Raw genomic sequence first — 17722 nt, forward strand, 5'->3', positions numbered from 1 at the left:
CGCCTGCTGCACTATGTAGTAGGCGCAGTTACCCACCACACTCTATCGGCCAGCTCCGTATTTAACGCCACCGATACTCCTCGCTCACTGTACCCAACCCGGCAGAACAACACCGCAAAGTCAAAATGGGGGGAGTTATCGACATAGTGATGCACCTGCACATGACTGAGCCGCGCACACAATTCAGCAATGCCCGCACGCACCTTTGTCGTCGGCTGATTAAGCCAAGCGGCCAACTCATCAATTTGAAAATGATATTTGTGCTGCACCGGCGGACATTCCATCGCCTGCGCACCAAAGACAATCTGATGCTGAAAACGTATCCGCGCCATGATGTGCTGCGCCAAGGTCTGAGCCTCTTCATCCTGAAGGGGGGAGATGATCGCCACAGTAAACGCTCCTTTGATTAAGAGCCTCTATCCTGCTGTTTTTGATGCGCAAAGCCACAGAGCAAAAGTTCTCTATGCCGTTTTAAAACCCGACCTGCGTAATCTCACTGCACACCTTACTTGACAGGGAAATCAGTATGCATTACGTCTCAAAAACAACAATAAATCATAACAATATCAATTTTTCGCTTCTGTCTGAAAAAACCCGAGAACTAATCGACTTGATAGGTTTTCCAGACACCTACTTATTGGTCTCGACATTGGGCGGACAGGACGTCTACATACCCAAATACCCCGACCGCAGCAAGCTAATAGAAATACTGCCACACAAAAGCGTTGAAATACTGAGTCAGATGTACGGTGGCACCTATCTCGCCCTTCCCACTTCACGCCAAATCGATCTCCAAGAACGCAACAAAGCCATCGTCAAAGCCCTGTTAAACGGCGACTCACGCGCCAAAGTCGCCCGCCAGTTTGGGTTAAGCGTTCGGCAAGTGGCGAATGTGAGAAAGGAATTCCCCACCGATGAAGCATCGCCCTATTAAAAGTCACCGTTTGTTGATAGATGATAGAAAAACCATATATATCATTAGTAAATGGATAAATAATTTAAACTCTAAAAAGTAAATATATAGAACAACCATAAACTAAAAACTATGGCTAATTTAAAAATTAAATTCAAACTATCAAGAGAGAATTAACATGAGTAATGGAATAGCGTTTAATGCGAGTAAAGAAAATTTCAAATCACTAACAAAACACGAATTAACCAATGTCTTCAACATAGACGAAAAAGACCCAAGCTGCAATTTTAAACTCCTTCTCTGCGTGAGTGGTGATAAAAAAGGGCTATTTATTTACAACAAAGAAAACGGTGTACATCACAAATTAAAAATACCAAGTAGTTATTTCTCCAAATCAAACAGCAAGCTCTACCCCACCCAGGAATATGAAACACTAAATAAAATATTAACGAGAGATGATGTGACCGTAGTTTTAAAAAGAGAACAATCACGTCCTAAGATCACTATTTACAGAGGAATATTACCATATGCAGAGTTCAGAAAGGATAGCATAAATACCGATAATCCGGATAGATTTACACTTACAACAGATAGAGATACGATACGTTTACTGGAAAAATCAACCAACGAAAAAAAAGAGATTGACATAATTAAATGTTATATACACAGCGTATTTATAAGAGACGATCTACTAAAGCTAGATGACCATTACAAGTTTGGAAAAATTTCTTATGACATAGGAAATACAGTGACTAAATTTGAATTTAATACCATTAAAGCAATTTTCATGATAGACAGGATGTTCAACAGAGTTTTTCTTGAAGAAACAAATGTAACTAAAAACATAATCAACCTGCACGATAAATATAATATACAAGCAAATGATAATGATCTTCCTGAAAATGAAGATATAATAGTGACATGCGAATTCTTAGCAGCATATCAAAAAGAATTAATTTTCAACCTCTATAATGATTCAATAAAAGAGATAAAAAAAAGCAATGAAGACATTAATAATGATAGCTTTTTAACAACTCCTATTGAAGATCTACCATACACTAGTAGAAATAAAGATATAGCTACCGCTCTTGCAACTTTCGTTTCTGTTTTTTTTAAAGTGGAAGATGAAAAATTTAAAGACAAAGCAATCCATGCGTTAATTTGCCACTTGTTGAACGAAAATATTAATGCTGGATACAGCTTGCAAGACTATTTAGATAGAGCCGCGTCAACACTCTTGAATTTTAATAAAAAATACGGTGAGAACCCAATCAGTTGAACAACCTAATAGTGTCTCTAAGCTATACCCAAACGCGACTCCCTCGGGAGTCGCCCATTCTTGCTATGTGACCACTTAAATGCGACACTCCTTTATGCGATCACCTAAATGAGACGTTTCACGCACAAGGGGCCTTCATGTTTATCCGCGCTTACCTACGCGCCTCCACCGACGAGCAAAACGCCGCGCGCGCCAAAGACAGCCTGACCCAGTTTGCCAACGACCATGGCCAACGCATCGCCGCTTTTTATACCGAAAACATCAGCGGTACCCAGCTGGAACGTCCCGAGCTCAACCGACTACAGCCGATCGCAAGTGTTTCGGGTTGTGGGTAAAAAATCACAAAGACTAAAAGCACCATTACTACCACTCAATTCGGGAAACCTCCTCCGCGATCAGTGCTGAACGTATTACCTTCCTAAAAATGAAAAGCCCTCCATAAGCAACACATCCCACATTCTAATCATGTTCTGTTACCTCAAGTGCGTTCACTCCACAGAGCAAAAGTTCTCTATGCCGTTTTTATGGTTATCTAAGTAACCTCAATGCATGCTTTACTTGACAGGGAAATAAGTATGCAGTATGTCTCAAAAACGACTATAAATCATAACAGTATCAATATATCTCTTCTATCAGAAAAAACACGAGAGCTGATCGATATGATCGGCTTTTCAGACACCTATTTACTGGTTTCTAAATTGGGTGGGCAGGACGTTTACATTCCCAAATTTCCTGACCGCAGCAAACTGATAGAAATACTTCCCCGCGAGAGCGTAGAAGTTTTAAGCCAGATGTATGGCGGTACTTATCTCGCGCTCCCGACCTCACGCCAAATCGATATCCAAGAACGTAACAAGGAAATTGTGAAAGCACTTTTAAACGGCGACTCTCGCGCTAAAGTTGCACGCCGTTTTGGATTAAGTGTTCGTCAAGTGGCAAATGTCAGGAAAGAGTTTCCCTGTTAATACGGCACAAGCATTCAGAGATGATAGCTATGGCCATCACCCAAAACATTGATAATGGAATGGCCTTTATAACACTGTCATGAAAGGAGAATACTATGACGATGACATACGCAACTCAAAAGTTGAAAGAGGCTTGTGAAGCTGACATCAACATATTAAATAAATTGACCGAAGTTAAAGACCGGGCTCCGAATTATGGTACTCCTGGCCCTCGAAACTTAGATCAACATGCCAAACATGCTCACATTACCAATAACACTGGCATTGCTTGGGTTTATACTAATGACGGTAACGACCAACATATCCTCGCGTTAGGAAGAAAAAGCGATGGTGCTGGGAGCGGTAATAGTCGCTATATTTGGGATAAAAATGGCAATCCTTAATATTTAGCTTAAATATCTCAAGCAGACTTTATTCACTGTTGAATATTTTACGCGAAAAAATGAATTAAGACGCTGTATAAATATTATAGAGCATTCTAAAGTCATTTATTTTCAGGGTATAAATGCGACTCCTCAGGGAGTCGCTTATTCTTGTCACTGGCTATTTATTGTCTTATTTTTTCTACCAAAGCAGATATCCCCAACCTATCGCATAAAATGTTATCTCACAAATTTGGCATTAGCATCCCTTATGGTTCAAACACCGTATGCATTCCCACGCTTCCGCCTAGGAACGAGTTAAACTGTCCCCTAACCCAGCTGCGAAAACTTGATGATCGCGTGAGACTGTTCAAGGGTTTGCGCGAGGTGTTGGATATGGGCGGGGGTGATTTCGCAGCAGCCACCGACCACAAGGGCACCGTCGGCGATCCATTGTTGTACTCGCTCAGTGTGCACTAGCGGTGAAAGATCTTCACGGGCCTCTAGCGCATCGGCTTTGCTGCCTTTGGCCATATCATCCACAGATTTAAAGGCATTCGCATAGCCACCCACGGTGTGATAGCTCCGTGCCATGTGTGGCATTGCAGTGGTCAATACGGCTGGATCACAACAATTGAGCATCACTGCTGTGGGGGCGTAGTCAGCCACGGCACGCATTGCCTCGTTGAGCGACTCGCCAGAGCGTAAGTTGCCATCAGCCTCGAGACGAAATGCAACCCCATAAGGTTTACCTTGCTCGCGAGCGGCGGCACAGGCTGCGCGCGCTTCGAGTGTGTTGCTCATGGTTTCGATAAGAAAGACGTCTACGTCAGGCTGCAGGCGCGCCATATGGGCAAACTCCGCTTTCATGTCTTCAAAGCTACGCTGGGGCTGACCGAGATAGCTGCCGACTAGAGGGGGTAAGCAACCGGCAATATCAACGTCCTCGCCGGTTTCGTCGATGGCTTGTTGCAATGCAAAAAACGCCTGCCGATAGATGGTGTCAATGCTATCGAGCAACCCCGCCTTCGCCAAGCGTGTTGGGGTGGCCGGATAGGTATTGAGAGTATGCGTTTTGGCGCCTGCCCGGATAAAGTCTTTATGTACGCCTTTAACAATATCCGGATGCTCTAACATTACCGCCACCGACCAAAGCCGTGAGCTCACTTGTGGCGCTCGCTGATAAATTTCTTGCCCTAGGCCACCATCGAGTAATGCAATCGACGTCATGGTAACTTCAGCCTCCTTCGGCTTTTTATCCTTGATTTAGGATGAGATTACCATTTGTGTCGCTATTTCACACCCATCGCGTTACGCAACTTCTTCGCTGCCTTCAATCGCCAGATGTTCAAGCTTATCAATCACCGTCATACTGGCATTTTCCATCCCTGTTAGCGCCGCGACCATCTGCTCGGGTTGCTGTGCATGAAACGCGGCCACCGCCGCTTTCGCGTGGGTGTGCACTTGCTCATGAGGGGCGGCGATGGCTTTAAAGTTTTGTAACTGGGCGAAGTACTGTCGTCCTTCGCCGCGGTCGTACCACTGTCCTAAGCGGCACTGGGTATGATCAGTCACGTCGTTGGCACTCATGCTATCTTCACCGAGCACCACACGATAAATCGCAAACTTAAAACTGATATGGTCGAGTTTCGCCAGTTCACAAAAGGCACGCAATGCCGAGGCTTTAATGGTGGTTCGACTATGCTGCGCTTGCTCACTTTGCGTCGCCATCGCATCAGCCACCTGTTGGCCTTGTTCGCTGTATTGAATGGCTTCAGTGGCAAGGGTATCGGTGAGCGTGCACGCATGGCTGCTGCCCGCACGAATTTTTTCCACCAGCTGGGTAATATCTTGGGTGGCAGTGGACGTGCGCTCGGCAAGGTTGCGTACTTCATCAGCGACCACCGCAAACCCTCGGCCCTGCTCACCGGCGCGTGCCGCTTCAATCGCCGCATTCAGGGCCAACAGATTGGTTTGGTCAGCCACATCACGAATCAAATTGACAATGCCACTCACCTCTTGTGCGTGCTGATCGAGAGCACGAATTGCTTCCGACGATTGCTGACATTGCGCGGATAATGACTGCACATGGCGAGCGAGATCATTGACTTGTTCGGCACATGACGCCGCCTGATGGCTCACCTCCGTCACACGCTCTTTTTCACCATTAATGGTTTCTGCTAGGGTCGCCAGCGAAGATTGGGTCGCGGTAATTGAATCACCAAAATGGCACAGGTTAGCGTCGATCGCTTTACCGGTTTGCCGTTTTTTCTGTACCACGGCCAGCTCCGATTCTAACGCCGCTTTTTCGCTGTGTAGCGCGTCTATCTGGGCATTGACTTGCTCCAGTTTCAGTTGCAATTCAGTACGTTTTTGTTGCTCTTTTTCGAGTTGACGACGAGATGTAAACACGCGAATTCCTCCTAGTCGGTAATACCTGCATTGTACGCCTTATGCATATGTATGCGCTTGTAATCGATTAAACTGTGATCCTCTCAACGCCAATGAATTGATTTACACTGTAAACCCATAAAAAATCCCTTCATACTGGCGTTTCTATAGTGAATGAGCGAGACACTATGACCTTTTGGTTGCTTTTTAAACGTTGGATTATCAGCCACTTCGCCCATTTAAACGGGCGTATTCTCGGATTGGTCGTACTCGCCTACGGCGTTATTGGCTGGCTGCTTTTACAATCGGCGGGTGAAACTGAGATGACTCAGTCACTCAGTCGCTACATCTATTATTTAGTGGTCACCGCCTCTACCGTGGGCTATGGCGATTACTCGCCCGCGACCGAGGCAGGACAGTGGATTACCGCCTTTTGGATCATTCCCGGTGGGCTCGGTCTGTTTGCGGTGGTGATTGGGCATGTGACCAGTGCCTTAGTGGATTATTGGCGACGTGGATTACAAGGAAAACGGAGTCTTACTGTGAAAAATCATATTTTAGTTTTGGGGTGGAACGGCCAGCGTACCATTCAGTTAATCCGTTTGTTGCAAAGCGGTATTCATGGCGAGCGCCCGATCGTGCTTTGTGTGCGTCCTGAAATGGAAAATCCGCTGCCTGGCGAGGTAGAGTTTGTGCGCGTGACCAGCTTTACCGATGCAGAGGGCATAGCGCGCGCCGGCATCGACAGCGCCTCTAGCATCATTATCGATAACCCAGAAGACGATATTACGCTTTCTGCGGCTCTGTTCTGCGCCCACAAAAACCCTTCCGCTCATTTACTCGCGTATTTTCAAGATGATGCACTCAGACAAATATTGAAGCAGCACTATCCGCACGCTGAATGTGTGCCGTCTGTGTCGGTGGAAATGCTGGCAAAAGCGGCCGTTGATCCCGGTTCAAGTCAATTACATCACGAGCTATTGAGCACGGCTCAAGGGATGACCCAATACTGTGCCCGCTACCCCACCGATGCAAGTGCAACGGATGTCGGCACCTTGTTTAATCAACTAAAGCATGAGCACAATGCAACCTTAATTGGTCTCGACAAAGGCGATGGGATCACCCTGAACCCTCGCCTACACACCGAAGTGGCACCGGGCGATCGCGTCTTTTATATCGCCGCCGAGCGTTTACCACATTGGTCTGCCGCCTAACGGGCGCATTCAACTCATCTATGCTGTTGTCTTTTCGATACCGCTGCCCCACTTAGGTTGCAGCGGATCGTTTCCCTCTTATCCTTTCGTGTTAGTCCTTTCTGGTCTCCCCCTCACAGCGCGCGCTCGTCTCAGGGCAATTCCGCGACAGCATGCTCTGCTGGCAACAGACACAAATTATCAGGGTAAGCGTAAAAGTGATGCACCGGTCCAGCCCCTCTTCCGATCGTTAGCTGATGACTATGCGCTAAGGCCTCCGTCAAATACTGCTTAGCCGCTCGCCCGGCCTCGATAGGCGTCATCCCTTGAGCATAAAACGAGGCGATCGCAGCAGACAGTGAACAACCGGTGCCATGAGTGTTGGTGGTTTCAACGCGGCGTGCGCGCAAAGTTTGACAGGTGTCTCGGCTAATCCACATATCGACACTCTCGGGCGTCTGGTGTAGATGGCCCCCTTTGAGCATCACGTAAGGACAGCCTAGATGGCGAAGTGCCGGCACCAGCTCATGCATTTGCTCGATAGAGGTAGGAACAGGCTGGCCAGTTAAACAGGCGGCCTCTGGCAAGTTGGGAGTGAGCACGGTTGCGCGTGGGATAAGATCGTCAATCAACGCCGTCATGGCCTGCTCGTCGAGCAAAGGATCGCCGCTGGTCGCGACCATTACGGGATCTAAAATCACCGGCAAGTGTGGCGACCGTGCCAGCACGGCAGCGACTTCACGAATAATCGCTTGATTGGCCAGCATGCCGATTTTCACCGCACGCACCGGCATGTCGTATAACACCGCATCTAATTGGGCGCGCACAAAATCGGGTTCAACCGCCGAGACGGCCTCGACACCGCAAGTATTTTGCGCGGTCAGCGCGGTGATCACCGAGCAAGCATAGCCGCCGGTCGCTGAAATCGCTTTAATGTCGGCTTGAATGCCCGCACCACCACCGCTGTCTGAGCCGGCAATGGTAAGAATAACAGGTGGAGATAGGTTCATATTGGCCCCTTAATCATCAGGGGCGGAAGGAGACAAAATGAGGCAGTATGCGTCACTTTGTGCGCTGATCGTGTCAGTTCCCTCCGCCAGTGCTAACTGGATCAGGTTCTACGGGTCCTGCTTTCGCAGTCTCAGCAATTACTTGCTCCCCGACTAACTGTGTTTAGGATATGCATCCTACGGATAAAGCGCAAGCCTTACGCATACCGTGCCGTCACGCATTTCTCGTTGATTTCCACCCAGTATTGACCTCAACCCAGCACTCTGCTCCCTATTTTGCTGCTGAGGTTAAAGGGACCTTATCGCTACCGCGTTTTCACCAGCATTTTGACCCCACGTCAGGCTTGGTGACCGACACCGAGTTTAATCAGCGCCTCGATACCATTATCAGCCATCTCTAACGCATGACTCATCTCTAATCCGATGATGACCACGGCTATCCAGACACGGGCGCACTGATAGCCGTCGCTGGGCACTCACATCCGGTTTGCAGAAGCTGTTCAAACTGTTCGGTTCCCAGCGGTTTGGCATACAAGAAGCCTTGCGCTTGATCGCAGCCAATACGCTGCAAAATCTGTTGCTGGCCAACTTCTTCCACGCCTTCAGCCACCACACCGTGGCCAAACCCATGCGCTAGGTCGATCACGCTACCAACAAGATGTTTGTCACCGGCGTTGGATGCAAGATCTTGAATAAAGCTACGATCAAGCTTCACCCAATCCACAGGAAGCTGTTTCAAATAGCTCAATGAACTGTAGCCTGTGCCAAAATCATCAAGCGCAATGTGCATCCCCGCATCACGGAGCTGTTGTAACTCTTTGAGCGCCACCGACATATGTCGAATTAACGCCGATTCAGTAACCTCAAGCTGAATGATTTGCGTGGGTACTTCCAGCGCTTGGCAGCGGGCAAGAATGCTATCGGCAAAACCGTGGCGAAGTTGCTGGGAAGAGACATTGATGGCTAAGTGAAACGCCTCAGGCAAGGTGTATTGCTCTCGCCAACGGACCAGCGCGCGCAACGCCATAGAAAAAACTGCATCGCCGAGTTGGATCATATCAGCACTTCGCTCGGCAATAGGAATAAACTCGGCCGGGCTGATCGCTCCCAGTTGCGGATGACGCCAACGCAATAACGCCTCAGCACCTACCATACTGCCGGTATTGAGATCCCATTTGGGCTGAAAAACCAAAGACAACCCTCCTTGTTCAAGGGCCGGGCTAAGTCCATTGCGGATCATATGCTCACGTTGCGATTGCGCATCCAACTCTTGGCGATAATGACCCACTTCAGTGTCATCGGTCGGGATAGCTAGAATCGCTTGGCGAAAGAGTTGCTCCACATCATGATGCTCACCTTCCGCTTGGGCTATTCCCACATGGCAGTGCATCGACATCAAACGGCCATCAAGGGTGTGATGACCACTCAATAATCGACAAATCCGCTTAGCAAGTGCGTCAATGGCGGTGATATCTCCTTCCACTAACATCACCAAACGTGTGTTGTCCCACACACCAATACGCTGCCCTCTTGCGACCGAGCTACTGGCTAAGAGCCCCGCTAGGTGCTTATACAGCGCTTCTGTCATTAAGTGGCCTTGATGCTGTGTGACCGCCTCCATCCCATCCAACGCGATCATAAACACGGTCACCATCCCCTTTGCGAGTTGACGTTCAGCCGCATCCACCAGCGCACGTCGATTGGGTAGATTGGTTAGGGGATCGGTTAAAGACAGGGTACGTAATGCCGCGGTTTGCTTATTCACTAACATCTGCAAACGCGCCGCTTGATCTCGCTCTTTCAGGGTTTTGAATTGAAAATGGAGAATATTATGGATGCGCTGGAGCACTTCATGGTGATCAAACGGCTTGGTGAGATAATCAATGGCCCCACGGCATAAGGCTTGATTGCGCAGATTGTTGTCACTATCGGCAGTAAGCACCATCACGGGGGGACAGTGCTCGCCGAGCGTATTGTTCAGCAAATCGAGAACATCTAGCCCCGAGCGTTGAGGCATACGCATATCAAGCAACACTAAATCGGGGATCGGTGAGAGGTAATCGGCCACAAGGCGTGGATCGTTAAGGCCTGTGATGTGTTGATAGCCAGATTGCAGCAACATGGCAGTCAACAAGTCGACATTTTCCGGTCGATCATCAATGATCAGGATCTGCGCTTGGGATTTTTCTCGTGTCATGCCCTGTCCTCCAAAAGTGTTTGCATCGCTCGGCCCAACGCCGCACCCGATACCGGTGACGCCAACGTCACAATGCTATCGCTGTGCGATTGCATAGATTCGGTGTCCGGCACGTTAACCACGATCATGGGCCGTTCACCGAGTCGCGACTGAACCTGATCTGCCGTGTCATCAAGCACCGCATGACTGACCATGAATAGCGAGGGCGGTGTGGTATGCGCCATCGCGGCTGCTAACGATAAATCATGGACACAGGTCAAGGTCAGTAACGGCCAATCTTCGAACCAATCGGCCATTAAGCGTTGCTGTGCAACGTCTGGTTCAATAAAAAGCACTCGATGCGGCTGGGTAAGGGTGAATGGTGTGGATGAAGACGCTATCTCGGTCAACGACTGGCCACGATAGGGAAAGGTGACGGCAAAACAGCTCCCTTTTCCGACTTCGCTGCTCACGGTGATCTCACCTTGCATTTGCGCGATCAATTGCTGTGTGACCGCAAGCCCCACACCTGCCCCTTCAATATGGGTTTGCTCGGCCGCTAAGCGATTAAAAGGCTCAAATAACGCGCTCAGCTTATCCTGTTCAATGCCAATGCCTGTGTCCGTCACCGCGATCGTTATCGTTTCGGCTTGCTGACGGGTCGATACCGTGACACGTCCACCCGCATGGTTATATTTAATTGCATTGCTAATGAGGTTGATCAGCACTTGCTTAAAACGGGTCGCATCGACGTAAATATCACCGTTGAGTGTGTCCGGTAGAGTATGGCGCAAACTCACCGTCTGGCGACGGGCAAGAGGCAACAGCGAATCGATAGCCTCGCAAATCATCGGACGCAAAGGTGCCCAGCTCGGGTTGAGGGAAATTTTTCCCGCCTCGATTTTGGCAAGATCCAGCACATCATTAATCAGGGCGAGTAAATGACGGCCACTTTGGTGTATTTGTGCCACGTATTGTTGCTGAGTGGCCTCTAACGCTGGCGAGGTCGCATTCATTAATAATTGTGCATAGCCAAGCACACAGTTAAGCGGTGTGCGTAATTCATGACTCATTGCAGAAAGAAAGTCACTTTTCGCTTGGTTCGCTCGCTCCGCGTCTTTCATGGCATTAAGAAGTGGGGTGGCATCGTACGCGACGGTAACAATGGCATATGGCTCACCTTCGAGGTAATGGATGAGGGTTTTCGCCAGTTTAAAGGTGCGGCCATCGTTCAGAGTGACATCGGTATGCACCGGCTCGCCATTCATGGTCAGTTGATGATCCAGCGCGTTGAGTGTCTCTCGTCCTCCTTTGGGCAATAACTGGGCAAAGGCATCAGCTAACGCCTCCACACTATCGACCCCAACGGCCTGCACACACGCATGATTGGCCATGGTATATCGCCCGCCTAACTCGCGGACAAACACTGGATTGGCAATCGCATTGATGATGGTTTTTAGCTGGTTGCGCTCGTGTTTTACGCTCGCTTGCGCCTGCGTGAGCGCGCTAAGATCGGACATGATGCCGATAAACTCACGCCGACTGTCTATCTGTACTTCACTGACCGCAAGGTGTACCGGGACGAGGTGCCCATCGACATGACGGGCCTTAACTCGCCGCCCAGTTCCAATCACTTTTGCTTCGCCACCGGTAAGGTATTGCATCAGATAATGCTGATGCTTACCTTCATGCTCTGGCGGCATCAAGCATTCCACATTGTTGCCCACCAGTTGCCGATGGTCATAGCCCAGCAATGTGCGGGTGTAGGGATTGGCATCGATAATCACACCTGATTCATCAATCACCAAAATGGCAGCGGCTGCACTCGCCACGAGTGCTTGATAGTGAGCATCCGTGCCTGTCACTGCGCACTGCTTGTCGGTACGGCTTTTCTTAACGATTTGATTATCCATAACAAATCCTGATCATCGGCCAAAAAAAACGCCCCATGACGGGGCGTTTATCGAATGTTTGGTCACGACTGTCGATAGTTTTTCACCAAGGCATCGACCTTATTCAAGAACTGCGTTTTAAGGTTTTCGTGCTCATAATCCAGGTGATATGTATTGTGAAACCCCACCCGTAACTGTACGCCATTTCCGGCTAAATAAATGGTGTAGCCGTCATAATCTGAGAAGGCTTCAATGCCATCTAGGCGGTGTCCTTGTTCGGTTTTTTCTCCAAACTGAGTCACTATCTCGTAGGCGCGAAGTAGATATGCAGGATCTAGTTCGTTTTTCACGCTTCCCTCCTGACCGTTTATCGGAATGGCGCATCACCTCCCCGGCGCAAGGTGTGAGACGGCAAAGGCGACGCGATGACCGGATGCGATGGAACAGTAGTTGCTGGTCCCTGTTCGCGTGAATGCATCGGCTTTTCTATGATATTGGGCAGCGTCGCGAGTGTATCAAGGGTCAGATCGGGACGCGCTTTCTCTATCTCTGTACCGTAATTATAGCCGTAAGTCACGCAAACAACAGGGGATCCGACCGACCGTGCGGCCTGAACGTCATTCACGGCATCCCCAACAACCAATAGCTCTGTAGGCGCAACGCGTAAAATCGCCGCGGCTTCATAGATGGCATCGGGGCCAGATTGTAAGGCAGCAATCGCGTCAGCGCCTACAATCCGCGTGAAAAAGTGACTCACGCCGAGTGCTTTTAACAAACTATTGGCGTGAACGGTTTGCATGTGCGTGGTACAGATCATGGGCAGCTGTCTACGTGCCAGTCCTTTCAAGCACTCGAGAACGCCCGGATAGAGTCGTGTTTTTGGCGGTTTTTTGCCCAGATAAGAGGACAAGAAAAGCGTGCGCGCCTGATTCAAGACCGCATCTGACACGCGGCCATTGATCTGGCGTGTTAACACCCGGTGGATCAACAAATCTGCGCCATCACCGATCCAGTCTTTGATCGTATTCGGATCTTCAGGTGGTAGATCGAGCCCTTTCAACATGCCCGATATCGCGTCAACAAGGTCGTCAAATGGGTCCGCCAAGGTCCCATCTAGATCGAAACATACCGCAGAGACATTCTCCAACTTTTTCATGGAACTCCCCCACAATCAATGTGTTATTACTCGGCAGGAACAGAGGTATTGTCGAGAGTGTGTCATCCATCGACTCACTAGAAGTTAGCAGAGAAGGTCGTGATCCCCTATCGAAAGATCAGGCATAATGTATCGAATCTGAGCGAGAAGAATGAATAATCAACCACCCTTTTCAAAAGTTCGTTTCCTAATCAAGCCACTAACCAACGAGTGATTCACATCACATTTTTGCGTTGTTGCGTCCAGTGATACCGACCTGATGACTGTATAAAAAATACGTCATATTTTTGACGACGCCGATCACCGTCAGCACCCAGTGTTCACGGAAATGACACAAAATCCCATCAAAACTGTCATCGAGGCACCTTACCCTTATCGCCTCATTGGTTGTCACACATTGTCTTTTTGATTATGCGCTTTTTGCGATCACAGCCTATTTGGCGATTCGGCGTAGTTATTGCGCTGGCGGGTTTATCCAGCTGGCTGGTTTACACGCTAGACATACAGCGTCAACACGGTTTGTTCTCAGTACAAGTTGAAAAACAGCGTCATGTGCTCAGCAAAGCCTTTTCACATATTTATCAGCGACAACTTTCTGCGCAACTCTTTTTACAGCAAGAAGCCGGCCCCTCCCAAGCAGCGTTTCACCGCTTCATTGATACCCATACCCATGACAATACCGGAATTGATAGTGTGATGTGGTTGCCTCGCGTGAACCGCGCTGAGCTTAGTGATGTTTTTGCTCAGCGTCATCCGGTTCAGCCTTATCCGCCATTAAGCCGCAAAGCGTGCCAATGGGTGATGCGTAACGACACCTTTCCCGCACTATATGTATCGCCTAAAGCAAAAGAAAATGGCTATCTGGGTTGGCGTGCCGATGCGCAATGTGACAACACAGTGACCATGGAGCGTGCCTATTTCAAGCGCCAACCAGAGGCTATGCTCATCAGTGATCAGCAAGGGCACGGTGTGCGCTGGTTTGCCGCAATTACCAAACCTGATGGTCAGTTGCGGGGCTATCTTGCGACGACATTGTATTTCGACACCTTTTTCCCAGCACTTTGGCAAGGCGACACCCCAGCTCCCGCACTGGCAATGACAGCCAAGGAAGCATTTGGGCATCAGCAGCTTTTTTCCACCCATTCACCCGAGCGTCTGCATCCTTGGCAAAATCAACGCACAGATACCGATCTTATTGCCATTCCCGGTAGCGAAGAGGGGCTGGTGGTTCAGTTCTTTGATATTCAATCTCGAAGTGCTGCAAGTCGCTATGCCATTTTAGTCGGCATTTTAGTGCTTGCGTTGGGGCTATCTATTTTGGCGAGTTTCTGGTCCTATGCGAACCGACTCACGCTGGCACAGGCACTGGTAACCAATCAAACACGCCAGCTGTATCATCAAGCTCGGCACGATAGTTTAACTGGGCTGTCCAATCGTGCGGCGCTCGATAGTATGCTGGAACGTATGCTGGCGATGTTGAAAGCCCAACGCGCGACAAGCTTTACGTTGTTGTTTATCGATCTCGATCGTTTTAAGGCCGTTAACGACTCCCTCGGGCATGTGGTCGGCGATACCTTACTTAGACGTGTCGCGTCGCGATTAACCCGTTACATCCCCGATGAGCGTATCTTTCGCTTTGGTGGCGACGAGTTTATTGTCTTGCTCGAGCAAGATTGTGCATTGGCATTGGCACAAACCAAAGCCAAACAGTTGCTTCGCGCATTGAGTCAGCCTTATTCCGTTGACGAGCATGTTCTCAACATCAGTGCCAGTATCGGCATCGCGACAGTGAATAACGCCAATGCCTCGTTGCTTGATATTATTCAGCAAGCCGATATTGCCATGTATCACGCCAAGCTTACGCGAGAGCGGCTCGCGATATTTCAACCCGCCATGCTAGCCAAAGTGCAACACCGCTTTATTGTCGAGCAAGATCTTAAAAAGGCCCTCGCCGAACATCAGTTCACGCTCGCTTATCAACCTATTTTCGATGAACAAAATGAAACGCTTAGCCATGCCGAAGCGCTACTGCGCTGGCACCACCCAACCCTCGGGACCATCTCGCCCGCTGAGTTTATTCCTATCGCAGAGGAAACCGGCTACATCATCGAATTGGGCGAATGGGTATTGGAGCAAGTCGCGCGTAAACTAGATAATTGGAGTGAGCGCTTGCCTACCGGCCAGTGCCCAACGATTACGGTTAATGTTTCCGCTAAGCAATGCCAAGCACGCTCCTTTGCGGATGACATTGCGGACTTGCTCGCACGCCATCAATTTGCACCTCAGTGCTTAGCTTTAGAAATGACAGAAACCGCCTTACTGGAGCACTCCGAATGTGTCGCGACAAACCTCCATCGTCTCCATCAATTGGGCGTGAAGCTCTATCTGGATGATTTTGGTACGGGTTACTCGTCGTTATCGTTATTGCGCCAATATCCGTTCAGTGTGGTGAAGATGGACCGCAGCTTTATCATGGATATCGATCAGCCGACCGGCAAAGCAGCCCCTTTGTGTCGTGGGATTATTGCCATGGCCCATGCGCTTGATTTGCGTGTCGTCGCAGAAGGGGTCGAAACACGGCAACAACTTGCTTGGCTGCGTACTCATCAATGCGATTACTTGCAAGGCTATGTGTTATCACGCCCGCTTGAGAGTCACGCCATCGACAAACAAGTGATGCCAGCATCATACCAGCGTATGATGCTTGTGCATGGTTGATGCTGCAGCAAGCGGAGCGGGTTGGGCGTCTATAGAGACATTGTTGATACCAAGCTGGGTAGAGGCGTGATGTAACCCATACCACTCTTCGCGAAGCACACCGAAACGTAACGCATCATAGTACTCACCTTGAAAGAAGCGCACCGAACGCAACCGGCCTTCTTCTTTCATGCCTAACGCCTTCGCGCAGCGCATCATGCCCGGATTCCCTGACCAAGTAGTCAATCCAATTCGGTTGAGTGTTTGGCAGCGAAATAACTCATCCACCCACAAGGTCAACGCGCGGCGGCCGATTCCCCTCCCCCAATCGGCGGGGTCAAAAATAGTGATCCCCACTTCAAGCCAGCGTGTGCGTTTGTCTTCCCAGTAGAAGGTCACATAGCCCACAGGACGTTCATCCACACAAATGACTTTGGCACTGTCTCCAACAATGAAACGTCGGAACAGGCCAAACCGAAAGGACCAAAATGAGACAGGTTCGAGGGGAATATAAGGCGCGTCAAACTGCTTCCACGCGCGAGAGTGGTAAATCTGACGCCAGAAATAGGCAGCTTCACGACGAAATGCAGGTCGAATCGTTACCCGCGGCATCTCCATTTCCTTCACTTCCATGTTCGTAACGATTTCTCCTTGGGTTCACTACCAAATAATCGGTGATGAGGCCGATGACTTCACGCGACCTTGCGCAGGCGTCACCCATAACGGCATCCAATCTAACTCAATTAACCACCACATCGCTCACCTCCTATCAACACCCTAGGTTGATACTACGCTCATTTATCAAGTGTAGACGGTTGTCAGCGTGTTGGATGGGTAGATCGTTGCGATAATCCAACGCCGAGAAGCACTAAACTACCACCGATGAGGTGATAGTGCGTTAATACTTCATCAAGCCATATCATGGCAATGCCTGCGGTGAGTACGGGTAATAAATTCATGTACATCGCGGTACGGCTAGCGCCATTGAGCGCGATCGCATTAAGCCACAATGCAGGCGCTAATACCGACGCGCCGACGGCCGCAAAGCCCACCAAGGGATACGCGTCGGGCACAATATCAGCACTGGGCGCGGCATAAAGCACAGGTAAGAGCATCAATACCGCAAACAATGCTTGTACATACACAGAAACCCAATTAGACACCGACATCGGCCAGCGTTTGAGTAATACACAATACAAGGCATAAGCAGATGCGCAAATCAACATGAGTCCATCACCGGCAGTGACACCGCTTTCAAGCTGCGTCATAGGCTGACCTTGAGTGAGCATATACCCAAGTCCAGAAAAGGACAATATCGCGCCAGCGATGGCGATACGTGTTAGCGGTTGGTGCAGAAACCACACGCTAAATAGCAAACTGAGTATTGGGACCAACGACATAATTAACGCCATATTAGTGGCGGTTGTCGTTTGTGCAGCAAAATAGGCGACCGATTGGTTGATCACCATACCCAGAGACGCCAACACCGCAAGACGAGGGGCTAATTTAAACACCGCACGCCGCTGTCGCCATAAAGTCGGCAGACAAAAGGGAGTAAGCACTAAAATCGCAAAGAACCATCGATAGAAAGCCATGGCTCCAGTAGCAATCACAACCACCGCCATCTTGTTGACGATGGTATTCATCGCCCAAATGGACACTGCCGCAAAGGGCAAGAAAACAGGCAT

General features: G+C 49.3%; 17 protein-coding genes, 2 pseudogenes and 1 riboswitch. Of the genes and pseudogenes, 8 read left to right on the forward strand and 11 right to left on the reverse strand.

Annotation, left to right across the window (positions count from 1 at the left end):
• Positions 1 to 11: 11 nt before the first annotated feature.
• The gene (locus N7E60_RS14350; protein ID WP_269598850.1) at positions 12 to 389 is read right to left on the reverse strand and encodes a hypothetical protein; all 378 of its coding nucleotides are present in this window, start codon (positions 387 to 389) and stop codon (positions 12 to 14) included.
• 137 nt (positions 390 to 526) lie between these two features.
• On the opposite strand from N7E60_RS14350, the gene N7E60_RS14355 reads away from it, so the two are divergent.
• From N7E60_RS14355 to N7E60_RS14375, 5 genes and pseudogenes are all read left to right on the forward strand, one after another.
• Complete coding sequence (locus N7E60_RS14355) at positions 527 to 934, forward strand: helix-turn-helix domain-containing protein (protein ID WP_269598851.1); 408 nt, start codon at positions 527 to 529, stop codon at positions 932 to 934.
• A gap of 157 nt (positions 935 to 1091) precedes the next feature.
• Positions 1092 to 2192, forward strand: coding sequence for a hypothetical protein (locus N7E60_RS14360; protein ID WP_269598852.1), 1101 nt, complete (start codon positions 1092 to 1094; stop codon positions 2190 to 2192).
• Between the two features lie 137 nt (positions 2193 to 2329).
• Positions 2330 to 2494 (forward strand): annotated as a pseudogene (locus tag N7E60_RS14365) (recombinase family protein); the annotation flags it as partial.
• A gap of 273 nt (positions 2495 to 2767) precedes the next feature.
• Positions 2768 to 3157, forward strand: coding sequence for a Mor transcription activator family protein (locus N7E60_RS14370; RefSeq protein ID WP_157893180.1), 390 nt, complete (start codon positions 2768 to 2770; stop codon positions 3155 to 3157).
• Positions 3158 to 3252: 95 nt separating this feature from the next.
• Entirely contained in the window at positions 3253 to 3540 is a 288-nt protein-coding gene (locus tag N7E60_RS14375; protein ID WP_269598853.1) for a hypothetical protein, read from the forward strand.
• A gap of 309 nt (positions 3541 to 3849) precedes the next feature.
• On the opposite strand, the gene N7E60_RS14380 is transcribed toward N7E60_RS14375, so the two are convergent.
• The 3 genes and pseudogenes from N7E60_RS14380 to N7E60_RS17430 form a co-directional block, all read right to left on the reverse strand.
• Positions 3850 to 4749 carry a homocysteine S-methyltransferase family protein gene (locus N7E60_RS14380; protein WP_269598854.1) on the reverse strand — a complete coding sequence of 300 codons (900 nt, stop codon included), beginning with the start codon at positions 4747 to 4749 and terminating at the stop codon, positions 3850 to 3852.
• Positions 4750 to 4830: 81 nt separating this feature from the next.
• Positions 4831 to 5250, reverse strand: coding sequence for a CZB domain-containing protein (locus N7E60_RS17425; protein WP_371414258.1), 420 nt, complete (start codon positions 5248 to 5250; stop codon positions 4831 to 4833).
• An 18-nt stretch (positions 5251 to 5268) separates the two neighbouring features.
• Positions 5269 to 5931, reverse strand: a pseudogene (locus tag N7E60_RS17430) (methyl-accepting chemotaxis protein); the annotation flags it as partial.
• 167 nt (positions 5932 to 6098) lie between these two features.
• On the opposite strand from N7E60_RS17430, the gene N7E60_RS14390 reads away from it, so the two are divergent.
• Positions 6099 to 7124 (forward strand): potassium channel family protein, encoded by a 1026-nt coding sequence (locus N7E60_RS14390; RefSeq protein ID WP_269598856.1) that lies wholly within the window; start codon positions 6099 to 6101, stop codon positions 7122 to 7124.
• Positions 7125 to 7255: 131 nt separating this feature from the next.
• Here the strand turns inward: N7E60_RS14390 and thiD are convergent, their stop codons facing one another.
• Positions 7256 to 8113, reverse strand: coding sequence for a bifunctional hydroxymethylpyrimidine kinase/phosphomethylpyrimidine kinase (gene thiD / locus N7E60_RS14395; RefSeq protein WP_269598857.1), 858 nt, complete (start codon positions 8111 to 8113; stop codon positions 7256 to 7258).
• A 61-nt stretch (positions 8114 to 8174) separates the two neighbouring features.
• Positions 8175 to 8275: riboswitch (TPP riboswitch) on the reverse strand.
• Positions 8276 to 8283: 8 nt separating this feature from the next.
• Between thiD and N7E60_RS14400 the strand changes: the two genes are divergently transcribed.
• Positions 8284 to 8514: a hypothetical protein gene (locus N7E60_RS14400; RefSeq protein WP_269598858.1), complete on the forward strand. Its 231-nt coding sequence runs from the start codon at positions 8284 to 8286 to the stop codon at positions 8512 to 8514.
• Positions 8515 to 8549: 35 nt separating this feature from the next.
• Here the strand turns inward: N7E60_RS14400 and N7E60_RS14405 are convergent, their stop codons facing one another.
• The 4 genes from N7E60_RS14405 to N7E60_RS14420 all read right to left on the reverse strand — a co-directional run bounded on the left by N7E60_RS14405 (position 8550) and on the right by N7E60_RS14420 (position 13337).
• Complete coding sequence (locus N7E60_RS14405) at positions 8550 to 10310, reverse strand: putative bifunctional diguanylate cyclase/phosphodiesterase (protein WP_269598859.1); 1761 nt, start codon at positions 10308 to 10310, stop codon at positions 8550 to 8552.
• Positions 10307 to 12202 (reverse strand): PAS domain-containing sensor histidine kinase, encoded by a 1896-nt coding sequence (locus N7E60_RS14410; RefSeq protein WP_269598860.1) that lies wholly within the window; start codon positions 12200 to 12202, stop codon positions 10307 to 10309. Before N7E60_RS14410 ends, N7E60_RS14405 begins: the two co-directional genes overlap by 4 nt.
• Positions 12203 to 12264: 62 nt before the next feature.
• A complete protein-coding gene (locus tag N7E60_RS14415) occupies positions 12265 to 12531 on the reverse strand; it encodes a DUF3081 domain-containing protein (protein WP_069586758.1) in 267 nt (88 codons plus the stop codon).
• Between the two features lie 17 nt (positions 12532 to 12548).
• Positions 12549 to 13337, reverse strand: coding sequence for an HAD family hydrolase (locus N7E60_RS14420; protein ID WP_167315348.1), 789 nt, complete (start codon positions 13335 to 13337; stop codon positions 12549 to 12551).
• Positions 13338 to 13757: 420 nt separating this feature from the next.
• On the opposite strand from N7E60_RS14420, the gene N7E60_RS14425 reads away from it, so the two are divergent.
• Positions 13758 to 16055, forward strand: a complete 2298-nt coding sequence (locus tag N7E60_RS14425; protein WP_269598861.1) for a bifunctional diguanylate cyclase/phosphodiesterase — start codon at positions 13758 to 13760, stop codon at positions 16053 to 16055.
• On the opposite strand, the gene N7E60_RS14430 is transcribed toward N7E60_RS14425, so the two are convergent.
• Entirely contained in the window at positions 16023 to 16667 is a 645-nt protein-coding gene (locus N7E60_RS14430) for a GNAT family N-acetyltransferase (protein ID WP_269598862.1), read from the reverse strand. The genes N7E60_RS14425 and N7E60_RS14430 overlap by 33 nt on opposite strands.
• A gap of 185 nt (positions 16668 to 16852) precedes the next feature.
• A complete protein-coding gene (locus tag N7E60_RS14435; protein WP_269598863.1) occupies positions 16853 to 17722 on the reverse strand; it encodes a DMT family transporter in 870 nt (289 codons plus the stop codon).

Source organism: Salinivibrio proteolyticus (assembly GCF_027286365.1).
In the GTDB taxonomy this organism is placed as follows: domain Bacteria; phylum Pseudomonadota; class Gammaproteobacteria; order Enterobacterales; family Vibrionaceae; genus Salinivibrio; species Salinivibrio proteolyticus.

Excerpts from the sequence above, each read along its gene's own strand:
- N7E60_RS14355 (WP_269598851.1), top strand. The coding sequence starts at position 527 with ATGCATTACGTCTCAAAAACAACAATAAATCATAACAATATCAATTTT.
- N7E60_RS14360 (WP_269598852.1), top strand. The coding sequence starts at position 1,092 with ATGAGTAATGGAATAGCGTTTAATGCGAGTAAAGAAAATTTCAAATCA.
- N7E60_RS14370 (WP_157893180.1), top strand. The coding sequence starts at position 2,768 with ATGCAGTATGTCTCAAAAACGACTATAAATCATAACAGTATCAATATA.
- N7E60_RS14375 (WP_269598853.1), top strand. The coding sequence starts at position 3,253 with ATGACGATGACATACGCAACTCAAAAGTTGAAAGAGGCTTGTGAAGCT.
- N7E60_RS14380 (WP_269598854.1), bottom strand. The coding sequence starts at position 4,749 with ATGACGTCGATTGCATTACTCGATGGTGGCCTAGGGCAAGAAATTTAT.
- N7E60_RS17425 (WP_371414258.1), bottom strand. The coding sequence starts at position 5,250 with ATGGCGACGCAAAGTGAGCAAGCGCAGCATAGTCGAACCACCATTAAA.
- N7E60_RS14390 (WP_269598856.1), top strand. The coding sequence starts at position 6,099 with ATGACCTTTTGGTTGCTTTTTAAACGTTGGATTATCAGCCACTTCGCC.
- thiD (WP_269598857.1), bottom strand. The coding sequence starts at position 8,113 with ATGAACCTATCTCCACCTGTTATTCTTACCATTGCCGGCTCAGACAGC.
- N7E60_RS14400 (WP_269598858.1), top strand. The coding sequence starts at position 8,284 with ATGCATCCTACGGATAAAGCGCAAGCCTTACGCATACCGTGCCGTCAC.
- N7E60_RS14405 (WP_269598859.1), bottom strand. The coding sequence starts at position 10,310 with ATGACACGAGAAAAATCCCAAGCGCAGATCCTGATCATTGATGATCGA.
- N7E60_RS14410 (WP_269598860.1), bottom strand. The coding sequence starts at position 12,202 with ATGGATAATCAAATCGTTAAGAAAAGCCGTACCGACAAGCAGTGCGCA.
- N7E60_RS14420 (WP_167315348.1), bottom strand. The coding sequence starts at position 13,337 with ATGAAAAAGTTGGAGAATGTCTCTGCGGTATGTTTCGATCTAGATGGG.
- N7E60_RS14430 (WP_269598862.1), bottom strand. The coding sequence starts at position 16,667 with ATGGAAGTGAAGGAAATGGAGATGCCGCGGGTAACGATTCGACCTGCA.
- N7E60_RS14435 (WP_269598863.1), bottom strand. The coding sequence starts at position 17,722 with ATGCCTGTTTTCTTGCCCTTTGCGGCAGTGTCCATTTGGGCGATGAAT.